Here is a 5,294-nt window from a genome sequence, read left to right as displayed (position 1 = left end):
GTTCTTTATTATAAAAAATCGGGAGATAAAGTTAATATTGAAAACGATATAATTGGAAAATATTTGGAAAAACTTTTATCGTTTAATGATTTTAATTTTAATAATGAAACAAATAATAAAAATTCAAATATAAACATGGAATTTTTAATTAAAAATGGATTTTAATTTTGGAAATAATTAATTAAAAAATTTAGATAAAAATTGGAGAAACAAAAATGAAAAATATTTATAATACGATAGAAGAAGCTTTGGACGATTTGAAAAAAGGCAAAATAATAATAGTAACCGATGACGAGGACAGAGAAAACGAAGGAGATTTAATTTGCGCCGCGGAATTTGCCACTACGGAAAATGTTAATTTTATGGCGACTTACGCGAAAGGTTTAATCTGTATGCCAATGAGTAAAGAAATAACCGAAAAACTTTCTCTCAGTCAAATGGTTCAAAAAAATACGGATAATCATGAAACGGCTTTTACCGTGTCGATAGACCATATTGAAACTACTACGGGAATATCGGCGATTGAAAGGTCCATAACCGCTTTGAAAGTAGTTGACGATAAATCGAAGCCCGAAGATTTTAGAAGACCAGGACATATGTTTCCGCTGCTTTCAAAAGACGGCGGTGTTTTGACAAGAAAAGGACATACGGAAGCGACAGTCGATTTAATGAAACTTGCGGGACTTAAAGAATGCGGTTTATGTTGCGAGATAATGAAAGATAACGGAGATATGATGCGAAGAGACGATTTGATAGAATTCGCAAAAAAACATGATTTAAAAATAATAACGGTTGCAGATTTAATATTTTATAGAAAGAAAAACGAAGATTTGATGGAACTTTACGCAAGCGCCAAAATGCCGACTAAATACGGAGATTTTAAAATATTTACTTTTGTCAATAAAATAACTAAAAACCATCATATAGTATTGACTAAAGGCGATATAGAAGACGGCGAAGATATTTTATGCAGAATACATTCTGAATGTTTGACGGGAGACGCTTTGGGTTCTAAAAGATGCGACTGCGGAGAGCAATACGGTTATGCAATGAGAAAAATTGCCGAAGAAGGAAACGGAATAATGGTTTATATGAGGCAGGAAGGACGCGGAATAGGACTCGTTAATAAATTGAGAGCTTATCAGCTTCAAGATACGGGACTCGATACTGTGGATGCAAATTTGGTTTTGGGATTCAAAGAAGATATGCGTGAATATTACGAGGCTTATCAAATGCTTAAAAATCTCGGAGTTAAAAGCATAAGATTAATGACGAATAATCCCGATAAAATTAAACATTTGACAAATTACGGTTTGAAAGTGAACGAAAGAATTCCAATACAAATAGAGGCTTCTGAGTATGACGCTTTTTATTTGGAAACTAAAAAAAATAAAATGGGACATTTATTAAATTAAATGATATAATAAAAAAATATAAAGAATAAAAAATATTTAAATTAATAAAGGAGAATTAAAATGAAAATTTTTGAAGGCAAATTAACTTCCGAAAAAGAAATTAAAATTGGCATAGTATGCGCGAGGTTTAACGAATTTATCGTTTCAAAATTATTGTCGGGCGCTTTGGACGCTTTGCATCGACATAATATTAAAGACGATAATATTCATGTAGCTTGGGTTCCAGGTTCTTTTGAGATTCCATTAATAGCTTCCAAAATGGCAAGTTCGGGCAAATATGACGCCGTTATATGTTTGGGAGCGGTAATAAGAGGTTCGACTTCGCATTACGATTATGTTTGCGCCGAAGTTTCAAAAGGAATCGCTTCAGTTTCTTTGAAATCGGATATTCCCGTAATGTTCGGAGTTCTCACTACTGAAAATATAGAGCAGGCTATTGAGCGAGCGGGAACAAAATCTGGCAATAAAGGATTCGACAGCGCTATGGGAGCGATAGAGATGGTAAATTTGATAAGAGAGCTTGATAAAAAATAATTTATAAATTAATCTGTTAATTTCTTTACCCAGCGCTCTTTTTTAAGCATTATAATCGCTATGGCTATTTTTACAAAGTCGGTTAATTTCGCTATTCCAAACATTCCGACTGGACCGACCGAAGTAAATTTTGCCAAAATCAAAGCCGCTGGAGCAAATAATAATAACGATACGGGAACATCTACCGCAAAACCGAATAAAGTGTCTCCGCCTGCCCTCGAAATCGCAAATTGCGCGTTTAGATAAGTCCATATAGGCATATAGCATGAAATTAATATTACCAAATTCCTTGTAATAACTTGAGCGTCCGCCGTGAGTTTTGAAAATATAAGCGGAATTAAAACTATTGAAGACATTTCTATCAAACCTACTATAGAACCCGCTATTATAGAACCGTTCATTATCCATTTTGCCTTATTCTTCGCATCTTCGAGTTCGCCTCGTCCCAAAGTCCCGCCGACAATAACCATCGTGGCGACATGAACTCCTTGAAAAACCAAATAAAATATATTCGCTATAGTAAATCCCGAAGCCATTCCAGCGACCGTTTCCGCTCCGCCTCTGCTGTTATAAAGCGCCGTCATAAACATTTCGCTTAATCCCCAGCTTATTTCGCTTAAAAATATTAGGCTCGATTTATTAATCATATCCAAAAAAACGCCGATTTTGACTTTCAATATTTCTCTCGTTCGGACATAAAATTTTTCTTTATGCAGTTTGATATATATTATAAAAAGCGCCATTTCCAATATTCTCGCTATTAGAGTCGCAATCGCCGCTCCCGTTTCTTCGAGTCTCGGCGCGCCCAAATTTCCGTAGATTAAAATCCAGTTTCCGAAAGTATTGCAGGATGTCGCTATTACGGAAATTACCAAAGGAATATGAGGTTTTCCTATTTCTCTATATGAACTTCCTATTGCCCCAGAAATTGAAATTGGAATAAATGTAAACGCGATTATTTTCATGTATTTTGAACTCGATTCCAATATTTCTTTTTGAGCGTGATTTCCTTGAGTAAGAAGTCGCATAAAAATTTCTGGATTTATTAGCATCAAAATCATATATATAATCGAAATAGTAAGAGGAAGAATAACTTTGAATCTGAAAGCTTGTTGCATTCCCTCTTGATTATTCGCTCCGTTATTTTGAGCCATATAGATTCCGCCCGCTCCGTAAAAAGTGTATAGCAAAACCAAATATATAAAATTTAACTGATTTGCCACATTAACTGCCGCCATTTTTATATCGCCGAGTCCCGCCACCATAAAATTGTCTATAAGCGAAACCAAACCCATTATTAACTGCTGCGTCATAACGGGAACTGCAATTGATATGCATAATTTGTAGAAATCCCAATTTCCGAATATTTTATTTTTTGAATAATTTAAACTATCGTCCATAATAATATTTTAACCAAATCAAATATAATATAAAATTTAAAATTTTGAATTTATAAACATAATATTATTTTTATATTTGTCAAGCGTTTAATTATATCTATATGCATTTTATACGATTAAAAAATCTTGTTTTTTATAATATTAATTATAGAATATATTTATAATTTTTGATTTTTACGGGATTTATAATGATACTTGACGGAAGAGAACTTTCTAAAGAGATAAAAGAGAATATAAAATCGAAAGTCGAATTGCTTGAAAAAAAACCGAGAATAGATTTTTTATATTTTGAAGACGATAAATCTACCGAAGTATATTTTAACAGAGCGAAAAAATCGGCGGAAAGTGTGGGAATTATTGGCAAACTCCATAATCTTTCAGCGAATACGAGCGAAAAAGATTTTTTAACTTTAATCGAATATCTAAACGAAGAAAAAGAAACCAACGGAATAATGATTCAAATGCCTTTGCCGAATCATATAGACAAAAAAAAAGTTTATGAAACAATTTCTGCGGATAAAGATGTGGACGCAATTTCAAATATCAATCTTGGAAAAATATTTCTTGGAGAAGATAAATTAATTCCCTGCACGGTAAAAAGCGTCCTTGCCTTGCTTGAAAAAACTAAAATAAAAATAGAGGGAGCGAACGCCGTAGTCGTTGGAAGAAGCGATATTGTGGGAAAACCTTTGGCTCATTTGCTTCTTCAAAAATCGGCAACCGTTACAATAGCGCATTCAAAAACGAAAAATTTAAAAGAAATTTGCAAACAAGCGGATATATTATGCGTATCTATCGGAAAAGCGGAATTTATAACGGAAGAATATATTAAAGAAGGAGCGGTTGTTATCGATATTGGAATAAATGTTTTGTCAGACGGTTCTATAAAAGGCGATGTGAAATTTGACGAGATTTCAAAATTTGCTTCTTTTATAACTCCCGTTCCAAACGGTGTGGGAAGCGTTACGGTTGCAATGCTTTTGGATAATTTGCTTTATCTTTACAATCTTCAAAATAACAAAATGCCAGCGAATAGACGGAAAATATAGGAAAATACAGGAAAATAGCGGAAAAAATTGCCAAAAATCTATTCCGTTAGTATTATTAAAAATAAATAATTTTACATTTTAAGATTAACATTGTTATAAATTAATGCTATAATGAATATTATAAAAATTATAAAAAATATAAATTAAGGAGATTAAAAATGATTGAAGGATATTTAGAATATTATTTTGGATATATATGGATTTTAATTCCCGGCATAATACTCGGATTTTGGGCGCAGATTAAAGTTCAAGGGACTTACGCTAAATACAGCAGAGTCCAAAATAAAAGAGGAATAACGGGAGAGCAGACGGCAAAACATATATTAAACGCTTACGGGATAGATATTCCAGTAGAAAGAATAAACGGAAATTTAACCGACCATTATGACCCGAGGGCGAAAGTATTACGATTATCTACTGGAGTTTATGACGGAACGGATGTGGCGGCTTTGGGAATAGCGGCTCATGAAGTTGGACATGCGATACAGCATGACAGAGGATATATTCCTTTAACTTTAAGAAACGGTTTTTATCCTTTATGCGCGCTTGGAGACAAGTTGGGAATTTACTTGTTTGTAATTGGAATAGGGATTGGAGCATTGGGAAGTATTTCGCAAACTATTATGATAATTGGGATAATATTATTTTCATTTGCGGTTTTCTTTTCGTTAATAACTTTACCCGTTGAATTTGACGCTTCAAACAGAGCGATAAAAATTTTGGATAAAGGCGGTTTTTTGGATTCGGAAGAACTTAATGGAGCAAAGAAAGTATTGAAAGCGGCGGCTTTAACTTATGTTGCTGCTGCGGTTACTTCGGTTTTATCTCTCGTGCGATTAATATTGCTTGCAAATAGAAGAAGAAATTAAATATTAAAATTAAAAATAAATTTAAAG

General features: G+C 33.3%; 5 protein-coding genes. 4 read left to right on the top strand and 1 reads right to left on the bottom strand.

The genetic code is table 11. The features are described from left to right. Nucleotides 1-215 precede the first annotated feature (215 nt). Nucleotides 216-1,415: a bifunctional 3,4-dihydroxy-2-butanone-4-phosphate synthase/GTP cyclohydrolase II gene (locus ACR0QS_RS10660; RefSeq protein ID WP_432633429.1), complete on the top strand. Its 1,200-nt coding sequence runs from the start codon at nucleotides 216-218 to the stop codon at nucleotides 1,413-1,415. A gap of 60 nt (nucleotides 1,416-1,475) precedes the next feature. Continuing rightward, nucleotides 1,476-1,949 (top strand): 6,7-dimethyl-8-ribityllumazine synthase, encoded by a 474-nt coding sequence (gene ribH / locus ACR0QS_RS10655; RefSeq protein ID WP_432633428.1) that lies wholly within the window; start codon nucleotides 1,476-1,478, stop codon nucleotides 1,947-1,949. A gap of 8 nt (nucleotides 1,950-1,957) precedes the next feature. On the opposite strand, the gene ACR0QS_RS10650 is transcribed toward ribH, so the two are convergent. Continuing rightward, nucleotides 1,958-3,349 (bottom strand): MATE family efflux transporter, encoded by a 1,392-nt coding sequence (locus ACR0QS_RS10650; protein ID WP_432633427.1) that lies wholly within the window; start codon nucleotides 3,347-3,349, stop codon nucleotides 1,958-1,960. Nucleotides 3,350-3,537: 188 nt separating this feature from the next. Here ACR0QS_RS10650 and ACR0QS_RS10645 point away from each other — a divergent pair, with 188 nt between their 5' ends. Next, nucleotides 3,538-4,398, top strand: coding sequence for a bifunctional 5,10-methylenetetrahydrofolate dehydrogenase/5,10-methenyltetrahydrofolate cyclohydrolase (locus tag ACR0QS_RS10645; RefSeq protein WP_432633426.1), 861 nt, complete (start codon nucleotides 3,538-3,540; stop codon nucleotides 4,396-4,398). Between the two features lie 158 nt (nucleotides 4,399-4,556). Next, the gene (locus tag ACR0QS_RS10640) at nucleotides 4,557-5,267 is read left to right on the top strand and encodes a zinc metallopeptidase (protein ID WP_432633425.1); all 711 of its coding nucleotides are present in this window, start codon (nucleotides 4,557-4,559) and stop codon (nucleotides 5,265-5,267) included. Nucleotides 5,268-5,294 lie beyond the last annotated feature (27 nt).

The organism is Brachyspira sp., assembly GCF_050873525.1.
Taxonomy (GTDB): Bacteria; Spirochaetota; Brachyspiria; order Brachyspirales; family Brachyspiraceae; genus Brachyspira.
Note: the sequence above shows the minus strand (reverse complement) of the source record. Positions and strands in the feature narration are given on the sequence as shown.

Excerpts from the sequence above, each read along its gene's own strand:
- ACR0QS_RS10645 (WP_432633426.1), top strand. The coding sequence starts at position 3,538 with ATGATACTTGACGGAAGAGAACTTTCTAAAGAGATAAAAGAGAATATA.
- ACR0QS_RS10650 (WP_432633427.1), bottom strand. The coding sequence starts at position 3,349 with ATGGACGATAGTTTAAATTATTCAAAAAATAAAATATTCGGAAATTGG.
- ACR0QS_RS10640 (WP_432633425.1), top strand. The coding sequence starts at position 4,557 with ATGATTGAAGGATATTTAGAATATTATTTTGGATATATATGGATTTTA.
- ribH (WP_432633428.1), top strand. The coding sequence starts at position 1,476 with ATGAAAATTTTTGAAGGCAAATTAACTTCCGAAAAAGAAATTAAAATT.
- ACR0QS_RS10660 (WP_432633429.1), top strand. The coding sequence starts at position 216 with ATGAAAAATATTTATAATACGATAGAAGAAGCTTTGGACGATTTGAAA.